Origin of the sequence: Flavobacterium paronense, from assembly GCF_030409795.1 — a bacterium.
GTDB classification, from domain to species: Bacteria; Bacteroidota; Bacteroidia; order Flavobacteriales; family Flavobacteriaceae; genus Flavobacterium; species Flavobacterium paronense.
On the sequence record NZ_JAUFQN010000019.1, the window covers coordinates 2,240,110 to 2,256,527 of the forward strand.

The 16,418-nt window shown below is 32.2% G+C and carries 16 protein-coding genes; 7 read left to right on the top strand and 9 right to left on the bottom strand.

Going from position 1 to position 16,418, the window contains the following annotated elements:
* Positions 1-12: 12 nt before the first annotated feature.
* Together QWY90_RS11120 and QWY90_RS11125 are read left to right on the top strand one after the other, a co-directional pair.
* Positions 13-453, top strand: coding sequence for a DUF1456 family protein (locus tag QWY90_RS11120; RefSeq protein WP_290286002.1), 441 nt, complete (start codon positions 13-15; stop codon positions 451-453).
* Positions 454-517: 64 nt separating this feature from the next.
* Positions 518-1,477 carry a hypothetical protein gene (locus QWY90_RS11125; protein WP_290286003.1) on the top strand — a complete coding sequence of 320 codons (960 nt, stop codon included), beginning with the start codon at positions 518-520 and terminating at the stop codon, positions 1,475-1,477.
* A gap of 123 nt (positions 1,478-1,600) precedes the next feature.
* On the opposite strand, the gene QWY90_RS11130 is transcribed toward QWY90_RS11125, so the two are convergent.
* Both QWY90_RS11130 and ffh read right to left on the bottom strand, forming a co-directional pair.
* On the bottom strand, positions 1,601-2,488 hold the full coding sequence (locus QWY90_RS11130) for a bifunctional 5,10-methylenetetrahydrofolate dehydrogenase/5,10-methenyltetrahydrofolate cyclohydrolase (RefSeq protein ID WP_290286004.1): 888 nt from the start codon (positions 2,486-2,488) through the stop codon (positions 1,601-1,603).
* A 54-nt stretch (positions 2,489-2,542) separates the two neighbouring features.
* Positions 2,543-3,871, bottom strand: a complete 1,329-nt coding sequence (gene ffh, locus QWY90_RS11135; protein ID WP_290286005.1) for a signal recognition particle protein — start codon at positions 3,869-3,871, stop codon at positions 2,543-2,545.
* 188 nt (positions 3,872-4,059) lie between these two features.
* Between ffh and QWY90_RS11140 the strand changes: the two genes are divergently transcribed.
* Both QWY90_RS11140 and QWY90_RS11145 read left to right on the top strand, forming a co-directional pair.
* Positions 4,060-4,770: a tetratricopeptide repeat protein gene (locus QWY90_RS11140; protein WP_290286006.1), complete on the top strand. Its 711-nt coding sequence runs from the start codon at positions 4,060-4,062 to the stop codon at positions 4,768-4,770.
* A complete protein-coding gene (locus QWY90_RS11145) occupies positions 4,771-5,778 on the top strand; it encodes an FAD:protein FMN transferase (protein ID WP_290286007.1) in 1,008 nt (335 codons plus the stop codon).
* A 49-nt stretch (positions 5,779-5,827) separates the two neighbouring features.
* Here QWY90_RS11145 and QWY90_RS11150 read toward each other — a convergent pair whose 3' ends face one another.
* From QWY90_RS11150 to QWY90_RS11175, 6 genes are all read right to left on the bottom strand, one after another.
* A complete protein-coding gene (locus tag QWY90_RS11150) occupies positions 5,828-6,673 on the bottom strand; it encodes a T9SS type A sorting domain-containing protein (RefSeq protein ID WP_290286008.1) in 846 nt (281 codons plus the stop codon).
* 54 nt (positions 6,674-6,727) lie between these two features.
* Positions 6,728-7,261 (bottom strand): YceI family protein, encoded by a 534-nt coding sequence (locus QWY90_RS11155; protein ID WP_290286009.1) that lies wholly within the window; start codon positions 7,259-7,261, stop codon positions 6,728-6,730.
* Between the two features lie 14 nt (positions 7,262-7,275).
* On the bottom strand, positions 7,276-7,617 hold the full coding sequence (locus QWY90_RS11160) for a hypothetical protein (protein WP_290286010.1): 342 nt from the start codon (positions 7,615-7,617) through the stop codon (positions 7,276-7,278).
* A gap of 4 nt (positions 7,618-7,621) precedes the next feature.
* On the bottom strand, positions 7,622-8,494 hold the full coding sequence (locus QWY90_RS11165; RefSeq protein ID WP_290286011.1) for a DUF5777 family beta-barrel protein: 873 nt from the start codon (positions 8,492-8,494) through the stop codon (positions 7,622-7,624).
* Between the two features lie 40 nt (positions 8,495-8,534).
* On the bottom strand, positions 8,535-8,933 hold the full coding sequence (locus QWY90_RS11170; RefSeq protein ID WP_290286012.1) for an OB-fold protein: 399 nt from the start codon (positions 8,931-8,933) through the stop codon (positions 8,535-8,537).
* Between the two features lie 387 nt (positions 8,934-9,320).
* Positions 9,321-10,346: a hypothetical protein gene (locus tag QWY90_RS11175; RefSeq protein WP_290286013.1), complete on the bottom strand. Its 1,026-nt coding sequence runs from the start codon at positions 10,344-10,346 to the stop codon at positions 9,321-9,323.
* Between the two features lie 103 nt (positions 10,347-10,449).
* Here QWY90_RS11175 and QWY90_RS11180 point away from each other — a divergent pair, with 103 nt between their 5' ends.
* Genes QWY90_RS11180 through QWY90_RS11190 form a run of 3 tightly spaced genes read left to right on the top strand, consistent with a single transcriptional unit; the run spans position 10,450 to position 14,433 of the window.
* Positions 10,450-10,971, top strand: a complete 522-nt coding sequence (locus QWY90_RS11180; RefSeq protein WP_290286014.1) for an RNA polymerase sigma factor — start codon at positions 10,450-10,452, stop codon at positions 10,969-10,971.
* Positions 10,972-11,002: 31 nt separating this feature from the next.
* Positions 11,003-11,911 carry a FecR family protein gene (locus QWY90_RS11185; RefSeq protein WP_290286015.1) on the top strand — a complete coding sequence of 303 codons (909 nt, stop codon included), beginning with the start codon at positions 11,003-11,005 and terminating at the stop codon, positions 11,909-11,911.
* A gap of 29 nt (positions 11,912-11,940) precedes the next feature.
* Positions 11,941-14,433, top strand: a complete 2,493-nt coding sequence (locus QWY90_RS11190) for a TonB-dependent receptor (RefSeq protein WP_290286016.1) — start codon at positions 11,941-11,943, stop codon at positions 14,431-14,433.
* 3 nt (positions 14,434-14,436) lie between these two features.
* On the opposite strand, the gene argS is transcribed toward QWY90_RS11190, so the two are convergent.
* Positions 14,437-16,215, bottom strand: a complete 1,779-nt coding sequence (argS, locus tag QWY90_RS11195) for an arginine--tRNA ligase (RefSeq protein ID WP_290286017.1) — start codon at positions 16,213-16,215, stop codon at positions 14,437-14,439.
* Positions 16,216-16,418 lie beyond the last annotated feature (203 nt).

Sequence of the window (16,418 nt, forward strand, 5' to 3'; positions counted from 1 at the left end):
AAAAATAAAAAAATGAATAACAACGATATATTTAAAAAACTGCGTGTAGCCTTGCAACTGCGTGATGACCAAATTGTAGAAATTTTAGAATTGGTAGATTTCAGAATGTCAAAAGGCGAAATAGGAAATATTTTCCGAAACCAAGATCATGCAGATTTTATGGAATGCGGGGATCAAGTATTACGTAATTTTTTAAACGGATTGGTTATTCATCTTCGGGGCACCAAAGAGAATCCGAAAAATGCTATGGATGTTATTAGACAGAATCAGGAAGTTGTAAAGAAAAACATTTCTGAAAAAGCTAAAACTGAATTCAAACCAAACACCGAGTTCAAACCTAAACCAAAAACAGATTTTAAAAAAAAACCTTTCAATCCAAAAGACAAAAAACCAGCAACAAAAATTCAAGTGGTTGAAAAAGTGCAGTATAAAAACGGAAAAAACAAGAAATAGTTTTTTTCATTAGGGTAAAGTATATATTTACTTGTTCTTAAACCATTAACCAAACCAAAACCAAATGAATATATTTAGTAAAATTGTAATTGCAAGTTTCGCAATTATAACCTTTTCTTGTGATAATGAAAATAGTGCCGATACTTCTAACAAAGCTACTTCAACTGCTGCCATTACCACAGCTACTCCAAAGAAATTTTTATTTGATGCTACTAAAGCAGAAACAGCAGGAAATGCAGACTGGGTTTTAGATGCCGATTCATCACCGCAACGTTTTCCTACTCCAGCACAAGCAAATGTTACTGCTACGACTACCGAAAGTTTTTGGCGTGGCGGATTGTCATCCTGGGGAATTGCTTTAGCCAAATTAGGACATACAGTAGAAACATTACCATCGGGAACCACTATTACTTATGGTGGAACTAATGCTCAAGATTTAAAAAACTACGATGTTTTTGTTGTAGATGAACCTAATACAAGATTTACGGCTGCAGAGAAAACAGCAATTTTAACCTTTGTAAAAAACGGTGGCGGGTTATTTATGATTTCAGACCACACGGTTTCCGACAGAAATAATGACGGTTGGGATTCTCCTGCAATTTGGAATGACCTGATGTCAACTAACACTGTTCAAACGAATCCTTTTGGAATTACCATTACGTTGAATAATTTTTCAGAAACTACTTCAAATAGATTAAGCGCAACAACTAATCCGATTTTGAATGGTTCACAAGGAACAGTAACCCAACTGAAATATTCTGCCGGAGCTTCCATGTCAATAAATACTACGGCAAATACTACGGTACAAGGATTAATTTGGAGAGGAAGTTCTTCTCAAGGAACTACTAATATCATGTGTGCTACAGCAACTTTCGGAACAGGAAGAGTTGTTGTAATTGGTGATAGTTCACCCGCCGATGACGGAACCGGAGCAACAGGAGATACACTTTATCCGGGTTGGACAGAATTGGCTTCGCACTCACGCTTGCACATGAATGCTTCACTTTGGTTGGCTAAATTGTAAAACTTAATTATATAAATAAAGGCCCTGAGTTTTCACTTGGGGTTTTTTGTGTCATTTTTTTTAAATGAAAATTTTGACACAAATCTTTTATAAAAAAATCCTGAGGGTTCACTCAGGATTTTTTTATTCAATTCGTTGTCTTTTCTGTTCTCTTGCCAATAAGGTATTTTTCAAAAGCATGGCTATTGTCATCGGACCAACGCCGCCTGGAACTGGGGTAATATAAGATGCTTTTTTCGAAACCGCATCAAAATCTACGTCGCCCGTAATTCTGTAACCTCTTGAGTCATTTTCGTCAGCAACACGCGTAATACCAACATCAATTACTACTGCTCCGTCTTTAACCATTTCGGCTTTTAGATAATTAGGAACGCCGAGTGCTGTGATTATAATATCAGCTTGGGTTGTTATTTGGGCAATATTTTTAGTGTAACTGTGCGTAAGTGTTACGGTTGAATTTCCCGGAAAACCTTTTCTTCCCATCAGGATGCTCATTGGGCGTCCAACAATGTGACTTCTTCCGATTACTACAGTATGTTTTCCTTTGGTTTCAACATTGTATCGCTCTAATAATTCCAAAATTCCAAAAGGTGTTGCCGGAATAAAAGTGGTCATATCTAACGCCATTTTTCCAAAATTTTCGGGATGAAAACCGTCTACGTCCTTACTTGGATCAATTGCCATCAATATTTTTTGGGTGTCAATTTGTTCTGGTAAGGGTAGCTGGACAATGAATCCGTCAATGTCATCATTTGCATTAAGTTCTTCAATTTTTTTGAGCAACTCGGTTTCTGATGTGGTACTTGGCATTTTGACTAAAGTCGATTCAAATCCGACTAATTCACATGCTTTTACTTTACTTCCAACGTAAGTTAAACTTGCTCCATCATTACCAACAATTAATGCTGCGAGATGAGGGACTTTCTCCTTATTGGCTTTCATTTTGTTAACCTCAGCTGTGATTTCGGCTTTAATATCACTGGATATTTTTTTTCCATCTAATAATTCCATTTTTTGTAGTGTTGTTATTATTTATAAAAAAAACGCGATAAATCGCGTCTCTACTTATTTCATTCCACCCATCATCTTCATCAAATTCTTTCCGCCTCCACCTTGCATCATTTTCATCATTTTGCTCATTTGGTCGAATTGCTTCATCAGTTGGTTTACTTCTTCTATTTTTCTACCGGAACCTTTGGCTATTCTGGTTTTTCTTTTCATATCAATAAGCGAAGGTTTGCTTCTTTCTTTTGGCGTCATCGAGTGAATAATCGCTTCAATATGTTTGAAAGCGTCGTCTTCAATTTCAACATCTTTAAGTGCTTTTCCGGCACCCGGAATCATTCCGACTAAGTCTTTCATATTACCCATTTTTTTGACTTGCTGGATTTGTGCTAAGAAATCATCGAAACCAAATTCATTTTTGGCGATTTTCTTTTGTATTTTTCTGGCTTCTTCTTCGTCATATTGCTCTTGAGCTCTTTCTACCAAAGAAACAACGTCACCCATACCAAGAATCCTTTCAGCCATACGAGATGGATAGAACACATCTATAGCTTCCATTTTTTCTCCAGTACCAATAAACTTGATTGGCTTATCAACAACCGATTTAATTGAAATGGCAGCACCACCACGCGTATCACCGTCCAATTTGGTTAAAATAACGCCGTCAAAATTTAATCTGTCATTGAATGCTTTCGCCGTATTCACAGCATCTTGACCAGTCATCGCATCAACAACAAATAAGGTTTCCTGTGGTTTGATGGCAGCATGAACATTCGCGATTTCGTTCATCATTTGTTCATCAATAGCCAAACGACCGGCAGTATCTACAATTACTACATTGAATCCATTCGCTTTTGCGTAAGCTATGGCTTTCAATGAAATATCAACTGGGTTTTTATTTTCGGGTTCCGAATAAACTTCAACACCAACTTGGTCTCCAACAATATGCAACTGATTAATTGCCGCAGGGCGATAAATATCGCAAGCTACTAAAAGCGGTTTTTTATTCTTTTTAGTTTTAAGATAATTGGCTAGTTTTCCGGAGAAAGTTGTTTTACCCGAACCTTGTAGACCTGACATTAAAATCACCGTTGGATTTCCGGAAAGGTTAATACCAGTAGCATCGCCACCCATTAATTCAGTTAATTCGTCTTTTACAATTTTAACCAAAAGTTGTCCAGGTTGCAATGTTGTTAGTACATTTTCACCAATTGCTTTTTCCTTAACTTTTGTGGTAAAATCTTTGGCAATTTTAAAATTAACATCGGCATCAAGCAACGCACGACGGACTTCTTTCAAAGTTTCGGCTACATTGACTTCGGTAATTTTTCCGTGTCCTTTTAGAATATGAAATGCTTTATCTAGTTTATCACTTAAATTATTGAACATATGCTGTATTTGCTATAATGAAGTGCAAATTTAAGGATTTGATTTAGAAGTTTTGTAGTAAACTAATAAAAAAACTTGCAAAAATCGTTGCTAAATAATTATCATGATTTAATTAAAATTTATTAGTTTTCAATAGTTATGACAAGCTTTATTTCATTATTTTTATGTCAAGAATTCAGATGCTAACTATGAATAAAATATTTACTTTTTTTCTGCTTATGATTTGTACAATAAGCAGTTACAGCCAATCTTTAAAAAAACAATATCAGGAACAAGCTTCCCAACATTTCTATAAAGAGGAATTTAAGCAAAGTTTAGATTGTTATACTAAAATTATCCAATTATATCCAAATGATTCTAGTGCTTACAACTTGAGAGGACAGCTTTATGAGTTGCTTCATGATTATAAAAATGCAATTTTAGACTACAGTAAGGAAATAGCAATTGACACTACATTTGCCGATAGTTATTTTTTCAGGGCTATGGTTAAAGAAAAAATAAAGGATCATAAAGGCGCTATTTTAGACTACACAAAAACCATTAAATATGAACCTAACAATTCCGATGCGTACTATTTCCGTGGATTGAATAAAGTGGCTTTGAAAAACTATGTTGGCGTTATGGATGATTATGCAAATGCTATAAAAATAAGGCCTGATCACGCTGAAGTATATGCAGACAGAGCTTTGCTAAAAATAAAGTTAAAAAAATATAAAGAAGCGATGAACGATTTTGACAAAGCTATTGAGTTGAGTGACACTAATGCTGAATTCTATTTAAGAAGAGGAAAATTAAAACTAAAAATTGGTCAACAGCAAAGTGCCTGTGAGGATTTTAAAAAATGTTGTAAAATAGATTCCAATTTCAAATCAAAATTGCCAAATATAAATTGTAATTAAATGAAAAAAATACTGCTATTAAGTGCGTTACTGGTTCCTTTTTTAGGATATAACCAAAGTGAACCTATTAAAATTGAAGGAAGTGCACAGGGAACTACCTATCACATCACCTATTTTGACAAAAAGAATAGGGATTTACAACCCGAGATTGAGCAATTATTGCACGATTTTGACAAATCGGTTTCTACTTATATTACCAATTCTATTATTTCCAGAATAAACTCCAATCAAAAAAATGTCAAAGTTGACAAATACTTTAAAACTTGTTTCAAAAAAGCGAAAGAAGTATGGAAAAACACCAATGGTGCATTTGACCCAACGGTTTATCCATTAGTAAATGCTTGGGGATTTGGACCAGGAAAAAAACAAAAAATTGAAAAAGAAAAAATTGACAGCATCCTTAAGTTTGTAGGTTTTGATTTGATTGAATTAAAAGGAAACACAATTGTTAAAAAAGACCCTCGTGTAGCTCTTGATTTTAATGCCTTTGCTCAAGGATATTCTGTGGATGTTGTTTCTGGATTTTTAAATGCAAAAGGAATTCACAATTACATCGTTGAAATTGGAGGCGAAGTATATGCCAACGGTAAAAAACCAAATGGCGACAATTGGAGTATTGGAATTGAAAAACCTATTGATAATAAAACCGAATTAAATCCTTTAAAAGCAATTGTGAAATTAGAAAATTTAGCTGTCGCTACTTCGGGAAATTACAGAAGATTTATTATTGAAGAAGGCGTTAAATACGCCCATCATATAGACCCAAAGACAGGTTATCCTACTAAAAATAATTTACTAAGTGCCTCAGTGTTTTCCAAACAATGCATTGCTTCAGATGCTAATGCAACAGGCATTTTAGTAATGGGATTAGAAAAGGCTAAAACTTTTTTAGAGCATCATACTGAACTTGAAGCTTATCTAATTTATTCTGATGAAAAAGGAAATTATCAAATTTATGAAACACCCGGAATAAAATTAATACTCTCAGAAGTAACTGATAACGAATAAAAAAAGCATCCATAAATGAATGCTTTTTTAAAATTTAATCTCAAAAAAATTATTTATCTAAAAGAACTTTATATGTTGACGTTCCTTTATCATTTGTTAAATTAAAAATATAAATTCCATTAGCAAAAGAAGAAAGGTCTATCTTTTTTGAAGTGTCTGACAAAGAAAAATCTACATCTTCACTGTAAACAACTTCTCCTAAAATATTTACAACCTTAATAGTATTAACTTGATTTTTGTAATCAATATTAAAAATACCTTTTGATGGATTTGGATAAACTACAAAATCTGGTGTAGTATTAAAATCTTCAACACCTAATGTTGCTGCCCAACTTAAAGCAATTGCAGTAAAATTAGTATCTGCTGTTGGTGTTTGTGAATCAGTATTTACACCTTTAGTAAAAGGAAAATATCTTGTTACAGTAGCACTACCATGTCCCCAAGTTTCCTGAACAGCTACTCTATAAGACCCATCAGCGACAACGGTACCAGCTACGTTTGTACCATTCCAAGTATAGGTATGAGTTAAAAAAGCATTGGCTAAAGAATTTGGAGTTCCAGTTGCGCCTCTACCCATTGTTGCTCCAGTAGCTGCATCTACAACACTACTTCCTGATTTTGAAACCCATGTTGGTAAATGGTCAGAAGTGTTACTTCCCCAATAACGAGCTTTGGTTTTTACAAAAGTTGAAGTCCCAGCAGTAGTTCCGCATGGAGTGCAACTTTCTATCCAAATGGCAACTGCATATCTACCATCTGTTTCATAATTTCCAGATGTATGCTTTGGACAAGTTAATGTAAATGTTAAATTACCTGGTGTATTTTGTGCAGACATATTAAGCGATAAGCCGAACATAAGGTAAATTCCAAGAATGCTAAGAATAATTTTTTTCATGATTCAAATGTTTTTAGTTATTAAATGAAAAATCATTTAATCTGTTTTTATTATTTATTTATTTTCTAATGTTAGTTTTATACTAATTTTGGAAGTTTCGGCCAAAGTCTTTTTAGCTAAAGCAGGAACGTCAATTTTATAGTCTGAAAGTTTAACTGAAAAGCTACCGGAAATTGAAACTTTATCACCCTCAGTGTTAACAGCCATTTTGGATTTAACTTTATTGGTTACACCGTGCATTGTCAAATCTCCTTCCACTTCATAATTACCAGATTTAGCATCATAGTTGATTACTTTTCCTTTGAAACTGGCTTTTGGAAGTTTATCACTTTCCATGTAGTTTTCATTGAAATGTTCTTCCATCAAGGGCGATTTGAATTTAAAAGATTTGACCATGGCCTGAACAACAACTTCTCCTGTAGCTTTATCAAAAATACTGGACACTGTTTTGTTTGTTCCAATAACTTCATCCATGGCTCCAGGTACTGTGGCATCGAACTTAATTTCTCCAGAACGAGTAATCATTTTTTGTGAAAATGTTGCACTTCCTATCAAAAGCGCTACTACTACAATTGCAATTTTTTTCATAATTATTTTATTTATTATTGTTCGATTAGCCCTTGAGCAATCCATGCGTTAAACATATCTATTTGAACTTGCGGTAATCTACCTGATTGTGGCATTAATCCACATGATGCACCATCTAATCTGCATGCAATATTATCGGCATTATCTACCACTTGTTGATAGGTTTCTAACGGTGAATCTGGTCGTGTACCATTAACACTATGACAAGATGTACATTGAGCTGTCATTATCTGTTTTATTTTACCTTCATACGTTGGATTGGCAACAAAACCTGATATTTCCGAATAAGTATTCGATTCACATGAAACAATTAATGTTCCAATGGCTACTAAAAAAAGAATTTTTACTGTTTTCATAATATTAAAAAGCTCTATACATGTTAAACCCAAAATAAATACTTCCTCCTGCATCCCATCTTCCGGTAGTGTTGGTAAAATAAGCAACATCATTCATTGGCTGAGAGCTAGAGAAAACTAACTGAAATACGTGACCACCAGTTTCTATATCAAAACCAGCTGTTAAAGGATTGTGATAATATTCATGCTCTACTGGAGTTAATCTAGCCGCATATTCTAAGTTAAAACTAATCCGTTTTGAAATTTTGCATCTTCCTCCAACACCAATTGCCATTTGGTCTTTTCTGTCAGTATCTGGCTGAATATCATATAAGTTTTTATGAATAAAAACCGGATTAACTTCAAGTGAAATGGCATCAGAGAATTTTCTTGAAATAAGCAACTGACTAGTAAAAGCAAATCGGTTTGATTCTTTAAAGTCAGGGTATAAATTTGGATCAAATTTAGAAGAATTAATATCCATAGTATTATAACCAACTATAGTGAATGGGAATCCATTTTCCATTTGGTTAGCTAATCTATATTTTATAGACAATTCAAATGTTTTTTGATAGGTATGTCTGGATAATCCTAAAGACAACCAATCGGTTGCTCCATAAATTCCGCCAATTTTTGTCAATGCATTATCTAAACCAAAGAAATTATTAATTCCTTCTTTTAAATCACCAAAGCGGTGAGCTACTAAAAAGTACCATTCATTTTTGGCTGCTAATTTTGTTGACTGCATATTACAAACCTGCAGTCCTTTGAATGCAGACGAAGCAGCTTGTTTTGTTTTTGGAACAGAATCAAGTTCTTTCATTAAATCATCTTGCGCATTTGCTGCATTAAAAGCAAATAGCAAAAAAGCTGATAGTATTAATTTGTTTAACTTCATTTTTTATTAATTAAGGTGGTTAGATACTTTAAAATAGTCACTAATTAGCGCATAAATTGCATTGGTCAAGTTTCACTTCACCCAAAAGGTCATCATAACCGATAACTCTTCCTTTTACAGTCACTTTCTGACCATTTTTAAATGAATTATTAGCTTTAGTTAGATTACAATTAACAGAATTATCAATTATAACTTCTTTATCATTAACTGAAGTAACAATTCCAGAGACTGCTACTGGTTTTTCAAGATATTTTTTGTTTGAAGCAGTTGCATTAGAAGTAAATTCAGCCACTATTTGACTAGACGGAACTTTGTATGCGATATCTTCTGATGCAATATCTCTTTTACCTCCATTATTGATGTAATAACGTACTGAGAAAAATGAAGCAAGTAATACTATGATTACTATTCCTGAGATGGTAAACACTTTCTTTAACATAATTTTTAGATTTGGAATTACTATTTTTTTTATCAAACTAAAATCTGAAAATAAATATTAGATTTTGATTTATAGTAATGAAACAAATTGAAGTAACAAAACCCTACTCAATTATTGAAAAAATTATTGAATTGTTTAAAAAAATTGTAATAAAAAAATCAGCACAATAGCTGATTTATAATTTTAGTATCAAGAAGATTCTTAAGTTAAACAAACTCGAAAATGAAAAATTTAAAGACGAAGAAAATAATTAAAAGTATAATACCCCAAATCAAAAACTGATTCAAAACATAACTCATTCTAGTTTTAGTTTGAGTTGATATATCTTCTGAATTATTTTTAATTTCTTCTTGTTGATTTAAAAATTTTTTGTGAAATATTTTCATTTTAGTTTTTAGTGAAATTCAAATAATGATTATCGCTTCCACCACCACTTTCGTGTTTTAATCTTATTCTTGTTGCAGTTAACTCAAGTAATTTCCATCCTTCATGTAGTTCTTCTAATGCTGTGCCGTTAAAATTTAGGTCTAATCGCTGAGTATTCCCATCGTTGTGAATATCCCAACTACCATTGATTGTTGCGCTATTCTTTACAGCTATTGATGTACCATTTGTATTGAAAGTAAAATTGTAGCCATTGTAATAATACGTTTCATCATTATCACCATAAAAATAAGAAATATTCCAAGTTCCAGAAGTTAAGACTTCCGATAAAACAAGTGGACTTGGTCCAGAAGTATTACACTCATCAACCGCAGTATTTATTGCAGTTTCAAGTTGCGTGTTATTATTGACAATAACATTACCACCGACCGTTTTTGTTAAGGTTACAGGAAATACAATCCCAACAATTTCTCCAGTTGCTAAGTTTTCTACAAAACTGTAAAGCGCATTATCATTATGAATAACAACTGAACTTGCGACTTGATTATTTGAATTGTAGATGTTAATTGAAATTGGATAATCAAAATCGATACAATTAATGTCGTGATAAGGACTGTCATCACCATATCCATCCAAAATATCATCAAATTGTTCTTCACTTGTTACACTATATTCGCTGTAATTTGGATATATAATGGTTATAGGATAGCCAAAGTGAACTTTATCATCATCTGAACTGCTTTGGTTTTTGATATTCTGAACTGCTTGAAAATCAGTTTCGGAGGACACATAAACATATTGTCCGTCAATTGTTATGTGCGCAGGTAACTTAATGCTACAATTACTCGTTCCGTCTAAAACATTATCTGCAGTAGTTTCATATTGTGAAACTCTAGCTATGAGTGAGGATATTGGTGACGTTTTAGTAAAACTATTTTCTGAGTTGATTTTAATTGTTTCTGTTTCGTCTTGACACGAAAAGAACATCAACGCAAATAAAGAATACAATAATAAGTAGCTTTTTTTCATTTTATTTTGTGTCTTCTGACTTTATTTAAACAAAGTTGCAATAAAAAACCCTACTTACGAAAAAAAAATTAATTTTAAACTCTCGAATAATTCAAATAAATAAATGGAAGAAACCGATTCTAATGGCATTTGTGAAGAATTAATTTTTTCAAAATTTTTTAAAGCTAATGTTAAATCATTACGAAATTACTTGTATTTCAAATTTGGAAACGAGGAAAAAGCCAATGATGCAACTCAAGATGCTTTTATTAAGTTATGGGAAAATTGTAAAAAAGTTCCATTGAAAAAAGCCAAGTCCTACTTATATACTATTGCAAATAATACTTCTTTAAATGAAATAGCACATCAAAAAGTAGTTTTGAAATATGTACAAAACAATGCTGGCAACGATAAAACTAATTTGAATCCAGAATATTTGTTGGAAGAAGACCAATTTAAACAAAAACTGGAAAAAGCAATTGAAAAATTAACTGAAGGGCAAAGGACTGCTTTTCTTTTACATCGAATTGAAGGAAAAAAATACCACGAAATTGCAATAATGCTAGATATCAGCGTTAAAGCCGTCGAAAAAAGAATTCATGGTGCATTAGTTTCTTTAAGAATTGATATAGAAGAGTTCAAGTAGGGTTTTTTAAAATTAAAATGTTCTTAATCAAATGAAAGCAATAGAAGAAAAATACGAATTAGCAAAATGGCTTGCTGGAGAAATGACTGAAAAGGAATTACAAACTTTTCAAAACACTGCAGAATATGCCACTTACGTTAAAATTGCGGAGTATTCAAGTCAATTGAAAGCGCCTGATTTTGACACAGATTTGTTGTATCAAAGTACCATCAAGCATAAAAAATCGGCACCAAAAGTTATTCCGTTTTATCAATCTAAATGGATGCGAGTTGCTGCTATTTTTGTTGTATTGCTTGGTTTGACCTTGTTTTTCAGAACCACGATTACTTCAACAGAAATTGCAGAAAACGGTAAAAAAACTAGCTTTTCTTTACCTGATAATTCTCAAATTGTACTAAATAGCGGTTCCGAAATTGAATATAAACAATGGAATTGGGATAACAATCGTAAGCTAAATTTACAAGGAGAAGCCTATTTTAAAGTAGCGCACGGTAAAAAATTTCAAGTTAATACAAACCTTGGAACTGTAACGGTTCTTGGAACACAATTCAATGTTAAAGCCCGAAAAAATCGCTTTGATGTTACTTGTTATGAAGGAAGAGTTAAAGTAAACTACAACAATAAAGAAGTCATTATAACTAAAGGAACTTCTGTGACTTTTGATAATGAATACTTCGACAGAAAAAATATTACTGCACAAAAACCAGAGTGGACAGTCAATGAAATCGTTTTCAAAAAAGAAAAACTTCAAAGTATCGTTGATGAATTACAAAGACAGTACAGTTGTGAAATTACCTTAAATTGCAAAGAAAATACACAGCTTTTCAGCGGAACATTGCCAACTGATGATATTAATACAGCTTTAGGTGTTGTGTGCTCAATATTTCATTTAAAAATTTCTAAATTTGAAAGCAAGAAAATTATTCTAGTGGATTTTTAATGCTCGTCAAAAAAAAACTATTTTCATTATTGTTTTTATTTCTTTTTTTGTTGGCTCATGCGCAACAAGAAAAGGAACTTTATCCATTAAAAGTAATTTTGGATGAAATTAGTCTTACCCATAATATTAAATTTAACTACATAGACGAAGAATTAATCGTTTATCAAATTGCTCCTCCAAAATCAGACTTGTCGCTTTCGGCTAAGATTACTTACATCGAATCCAAAACAGGATTAAAAATCAAAAAAATAAGTGCCAATTATTATTCTGTATACAATAATCAAAAGTTAGACAAACCGCTTTGTGGTTATTTATTTGATAATGAATTGGGACTTCCTGTTGAAAATGCCACAATTAAAGTACTAAACAATAATGTAGTTGTTTTTTCAGATGAAAAAGGTTATTTTGAATTACAGCTAGTTTCTCCAAACGGGATTGAAATATCTCATTTAAACTTTGAAAAAAGAATAATTACACCAAATGAATTGTATGTTTCAGGTTGCCCAAAAATAAAACTCGTTCCAATAATTCAAAAACTAGAAGAAGTTGTCACCCAACGTTATTTAACTACCGGAATTTATAAAAAAAATGATGGGACACTCGAAATAAAACCTCGGAAATTTGGAATCTTACCAGGATTAATTGAACCCGATGTGCTGATGACTTTGCAACAAATTCCGGGGATTAATTCAGTAAGTGAAACGGCCTCCAATATCAATGTTCGTGGCGGAACTCATGATCAAAATCTTTTCCTTTGGAATGGCATCAGGATGTTTCAAACGGGACATTTTTTTGGTCTAATATCAGCTTTCAATCCTTCATTAGCACAAACTATTTCGGTTACAAAAAATGGGAGTTCGGCTTTTTACGATGAAGGTGTTTCTAGTGTAATTGCTATTTCTTCACATTCCAAATCGATTGAAAAAACAAACTCAAGCATCAGCAGCAACTTGATTAGTGCCGAATTTTATACCAAAATTAAAACTTCTGACAAAGCTAATTTCACACTATCTGGAAGACGTTCTTTAACTGACTTTTTTAGTTCGCCAACCTACAGAAACTACAGAAATAAAGTTTTTCAAAATACGGTTGTAACCAATCTAAACAACAATCAAACTATTGATGTTAAGACAAAAGAGAAATTTTATTTCTATGATTTAACCGCACAATACCAACAAAAAATTGGACAAAAAAATGAGCTTTCTATTGATGCTATCGTTATTAAAAACTCGCTGTTTCTTAATCAATATACAATTGACGCAAGCAAAAACAGTGATTTAGGTCAGGAAAATTTAGGCGGTACAATTAATTGGAAAACGAATTGGAATACAAATAATACCTCACAATTATATTTCTATAGTTCAAAATATTCGCTTGTTTCTCAAAATGAATCCATTCAAACCAACCAAATTTTGAAACAGGAAAACAAAGTGTTGGATTTGGGTTTTCAGTTAAAAAATTCACATCAAATTTCTAAAACATTACAGTTCAATAATGGTTATCAGTTTGATGAAATTGGCGTAACCAATTTTGACGAAATCAATTCGCCTTTCTTCTCCAGAAATAGTATTAAGGTTTTGAGAACGCATTCGGTTATTGCAGAAGGTGTTTTTGAAACAGAAAGCAAAAATACTTTTTTAAAAGTTGGACTTAGAGGAAATTATTTTGACACGTTTAAACTATTCTTAATTGAACCTAGAATTCAGTTTAATCAATCTTTAAGCGAAACTGTTCGTTTAGAAATTCAAGGCGAACAAAAAAGTCAAACACTTTCACAAGTAATCGATTTACAACAAGATTTTTTAGGAATCGAAAAACGCAGATGGACATTGGCAAATGAAACTACAAATCCAATTCAAAAAAGCAATCAAGTTTCGGTTGGATTTAGCTATAAAAAGAATAATTGGCTTATTACTTTAGACAATTTTTACAAAAAAGTAACCGGAATTACAACGAGTAGTCAATTCTTTCAAAACCAATTTGAATTTGTAAAAACGACTGGTGATTATCATATTTTTGGTTCAGAGTTTTTAGTACAAAAGAATTTTGGAAAATTTTATTCTTGGTTAAGTTATAGTTACAACGACAATAAATACTTCTTCAAATCACTTCAGCCCAATGAATTTATTAATAATTTTGAATTAAAACACAGTATTTCTTGGGCAGGAATTTATGAATGGAAAACAATAAAATTCGCTTTGGGTTTTAAATGGCATACAGGAAAACCAATTACTACACCAACATTGACTGTGATTGATGCTTCAAATCCGGAAATAATTTATAATTCACCCAACAACGATAAACTCAATGATTTCTTTCAGTTGAATTTTTCAGCTTCAAAAAATTGGAAAATTAATAACAAAATTTCATTAGAGACCAATGCTTCTATACTAAATCTTTTGAATAAAAAGAACGATGTAAATCGTTTTTACAGAATAAATTCGACCAACAATAACGTGGAAAGTGTTGATACATATGCGCTTGAATTGACACCAAACATAAATATAAAATTGAGTTTCTAAAAACTACATTCTTTCCGGAACTTCGATTCCGAGTAGTTTGAAAGCCGATTTTATGGTATCAGCTACTTTTTGTGAAAGCTGTACTCTGAAAATTTTCTTCTTCTTATTTTCTTCCCCCAAAATAGAAACTGATTGATAGAACGAATTGTATTCTTTGACCAACTCATAAGTATAATTAGCAACCAAAGCTGGCGAATGATTATTGGCTGCGTTTTGAATTACTTCAGGATAGAGCTCTATTTGTTTTAATAGCTCTTTTTCTTTTGGATGCAATTCTGTTGGGCTATTTGCAATATTCAAATCGAAATCTGCTTTTCGCAAAATTGATTGAATTCGAGCATAAGTATATTGAATAAACGGTCCTGTATTTCCGGCAAAATCAACTGATTCCTCAGGATTGAAAAGGATTTGCTTTTTAGGATCCACTTTTAGAATGTAATATTTTAAAGCACCAAGACCAATCATCTTGAATAACTTGGCTTTTTCTTCAACAGTGTAATCATCTAATTTCCCTAAATCAGTAGCGATTTTTCCGGCTGTTGTAGTCATTTCTTCCATCAAATCATCGGCATCAACTACAGTTCCTTCACGAGATTTCATTTTACCAGAAGGCAATTCTACCATTCCGTATGATAAATGAAACAAACTTTTCGCCCAATCAAAACCTAACTTTTTTAAAATTAGAAACAACACTTTAAAATGATAATCCTGTTCGTTTCCAACAGTATAAACCATTCCACCAACATCTGGAAAATCTTTCACACGCTGAATTGCTGTTCCAATGTCTTGCGTCATATAAACCGCTGTTCCGTCTGAACGCAACACAATTTTTCGGTCTAAACCATCAGGAGTTAAATCAATCCAAACTGAACCGTCAGTGTCTTTTTCGAAAATGCCTTTTTCCAATCCTAATTGCACCACTTCTTTTCCTAACAAATAGGTATTACTTTCATAATAATAAGAATCGAAATCAACACCAAGATTTTTATAGGTTTGAGTAAAACCGTCGTAAACCCATTGATTCATTTTTTTCCAAAGTTGAATGACTTCAGGTTTTCCAGCTTCCCAATCGAGCAGCATTTGTTGCGCTTCAATGATAATCGGTGCTTGCTTTTTTGCTTCTTCTTCTGATTTTCCTTGAGCTATTAATTCTGCAATTTGTGTTTTATATTCCTGGTCAAATTTCACATAGAAATATCCAACCAATTTATCTCCTTTTAAACAAGAACTTTCAGGTGTTTGACCATTTCCAAATTTTTGCCAAGCCAACATCGATTTACAAATATGAATTCCACGGTCGTTTATGATTTGGGTTTTATAGACTTTTTTGCCAGAAGCTTTGATGATTTCGGCAACGGAATATCCTAAAAGATTGTTTCGAACATGACCAAGATGCAAAGGCTTGTTTGTGTTTGGAGAAGAATATTCGACCATAATAGCCTTTTCATTTGTAGGAACTTCAGCAAAACCAAAGTTTGCATTATCTTTTATTTCGTTGAAAAAATTGAAATAATAATCATCCGAAACTACGATGTTTAAAAATCCAGAAACCACATTAAAGCGGATAACTTCTCCCACATTTTCGACTAAATAGTTTCCAATTTTAGTTCCGATTTCAGTTGGATTGCCTTTGATAATTTTCAATAATGGAAAAATTACCATAGTGATATCGCCTTCAAATTCCTTACGTGTAATTTGAAATTCAACTCTATCAATTGAAACATCAAATAGTTGTTGTACTGCCTTTTGTATCGGTAAAGTAAGAATTTGTGAAAGCTTCATAGTAATTTCTTTTTAAGTTGGCAAAGATAAACATTACGATATAATATTAATCGCAAGTATAATTTATAAAAAAGTTGTGTAAATTTTGTTAAAATTTTAATTTTTGTAAGTTTATTATTTATTTATTTATAATTATTATGCATTTTATCGATTTTATTTGCTTTTAAACGATTATATTTACAATATTTGGTCTGTCAAAATCC

What these genes read in the sequence shown, in the direction of transcription:
- argS (WP_290286017.1), bottom strand. Translation starts at nt 16,215, where the DNA reads ATGAAGCTTTCACAAATTCTTACTTTACCGATACAAAAGGCAGTACAA.
- QWY90_RS11175 (WP_290286013.1), bottom strand. Translation starts at nt 10,346, where the DNA reads ATGAAAAAAAGCTACTTATTATTGTATTCTTTATTTGCGTTGATGTTC.
- QWY90_RS11130 (WP_290286004.1), bottom strand. Translation starts at nt 2,488, where the DNA reads ATGGAATTATTAGATGGAAAAAAAATATCCAGTGATATTAAAGCCGAA.
- QWY90_RS11185 (WP_290286015.1), top strand. Translation starts at nt 11,003, where the DNA reads ATGAAAGCAATAGAAGAAAAATACGAATTAGCAAAATGGCTTGCTGGA.
- QWY90_RS11125 (WP_290286003.1), top strand. Translation starts at nt 518, where the DNA reads ATGAATATATTTAGTAAAATTGTAATTGCAAGTTTCGCAATTATAACC.
- QWY90_RS11120 (WP_290286002.1), top strand. Translation starts at nt 13, where the DNA reads ATGAATAACAACGATATATTTAAAAAACTGCGTGTAGCCTTGCAACTG.
- QWY90_RS11150 (WP_290286008.1), bottom strand. Translation starts at nt 6,673, where the DNA reads ATGAAAAAAATTATTCTTAGCATTCTTGGAATTTACCTTATGTTCGGC.
- QWY90_RS11165 (WP_290286011.1), bottom strand. Translation starts at nt 8,494, where the DNA reads ATGAAGTTAAACAAATTAATACTATCAGCTTTTTTGCTATTTGCTTTT.
- QWY90_RS11155 (WP_290286009.1), bottom strand. Translation starts at nt 7,261, where the DNA reads ATGAAAAAAATTGCAATTGTAGTAGTAGCGCTTTTGATAGGAAGTGCA.
- QWY90_RS11160 (WP_290286010.1), bottom strand. Translation starts at nt 7,617, where the DNA reads ATGAAAACAGTAAAAATTCTTTTTTTAGTAGCCATTGGAACATTAATT.
- QWY90_RS11180 (WP_290286014.1), top strand. Translation starts at nt 10,450, where the DNA reads ATGGAAGAAACCGATTCTAATGGCATTTGTGAAGAATTAATTTTTTCA.
- ffh (WP_290286005.1), bottom strand. Translation starts at nt 3,871, where the DNA reads ATGTTCAATAATTTAAGTGATAAACTAGATAAAGCATTTCATATTCTA.
- QWY90_RS11140 (WP_290286006.1), top strand. Translation starts at nt 4,060, where the DNA reads ATGAATAAAATATTTACTTTTTTTCTGCTTATGATTTGTACAATAAGC.
- QWY90_RS11170 (WP_290286012.1), bottom strand. Translation starts at nt 8,933, where the DNA reads ATGTTAAAGAAAGTGTTTACCATCTCAGGAATAGTAATCATAGTATTA.
- QWY90_RS11145 (WP_290286007.1), top strand. Translation starts at nt 4,771, where the DNA reads ATGAAAAAAATACTGCTATTAAGTGCGTTACTGGTTCCTTTTTTAGGA.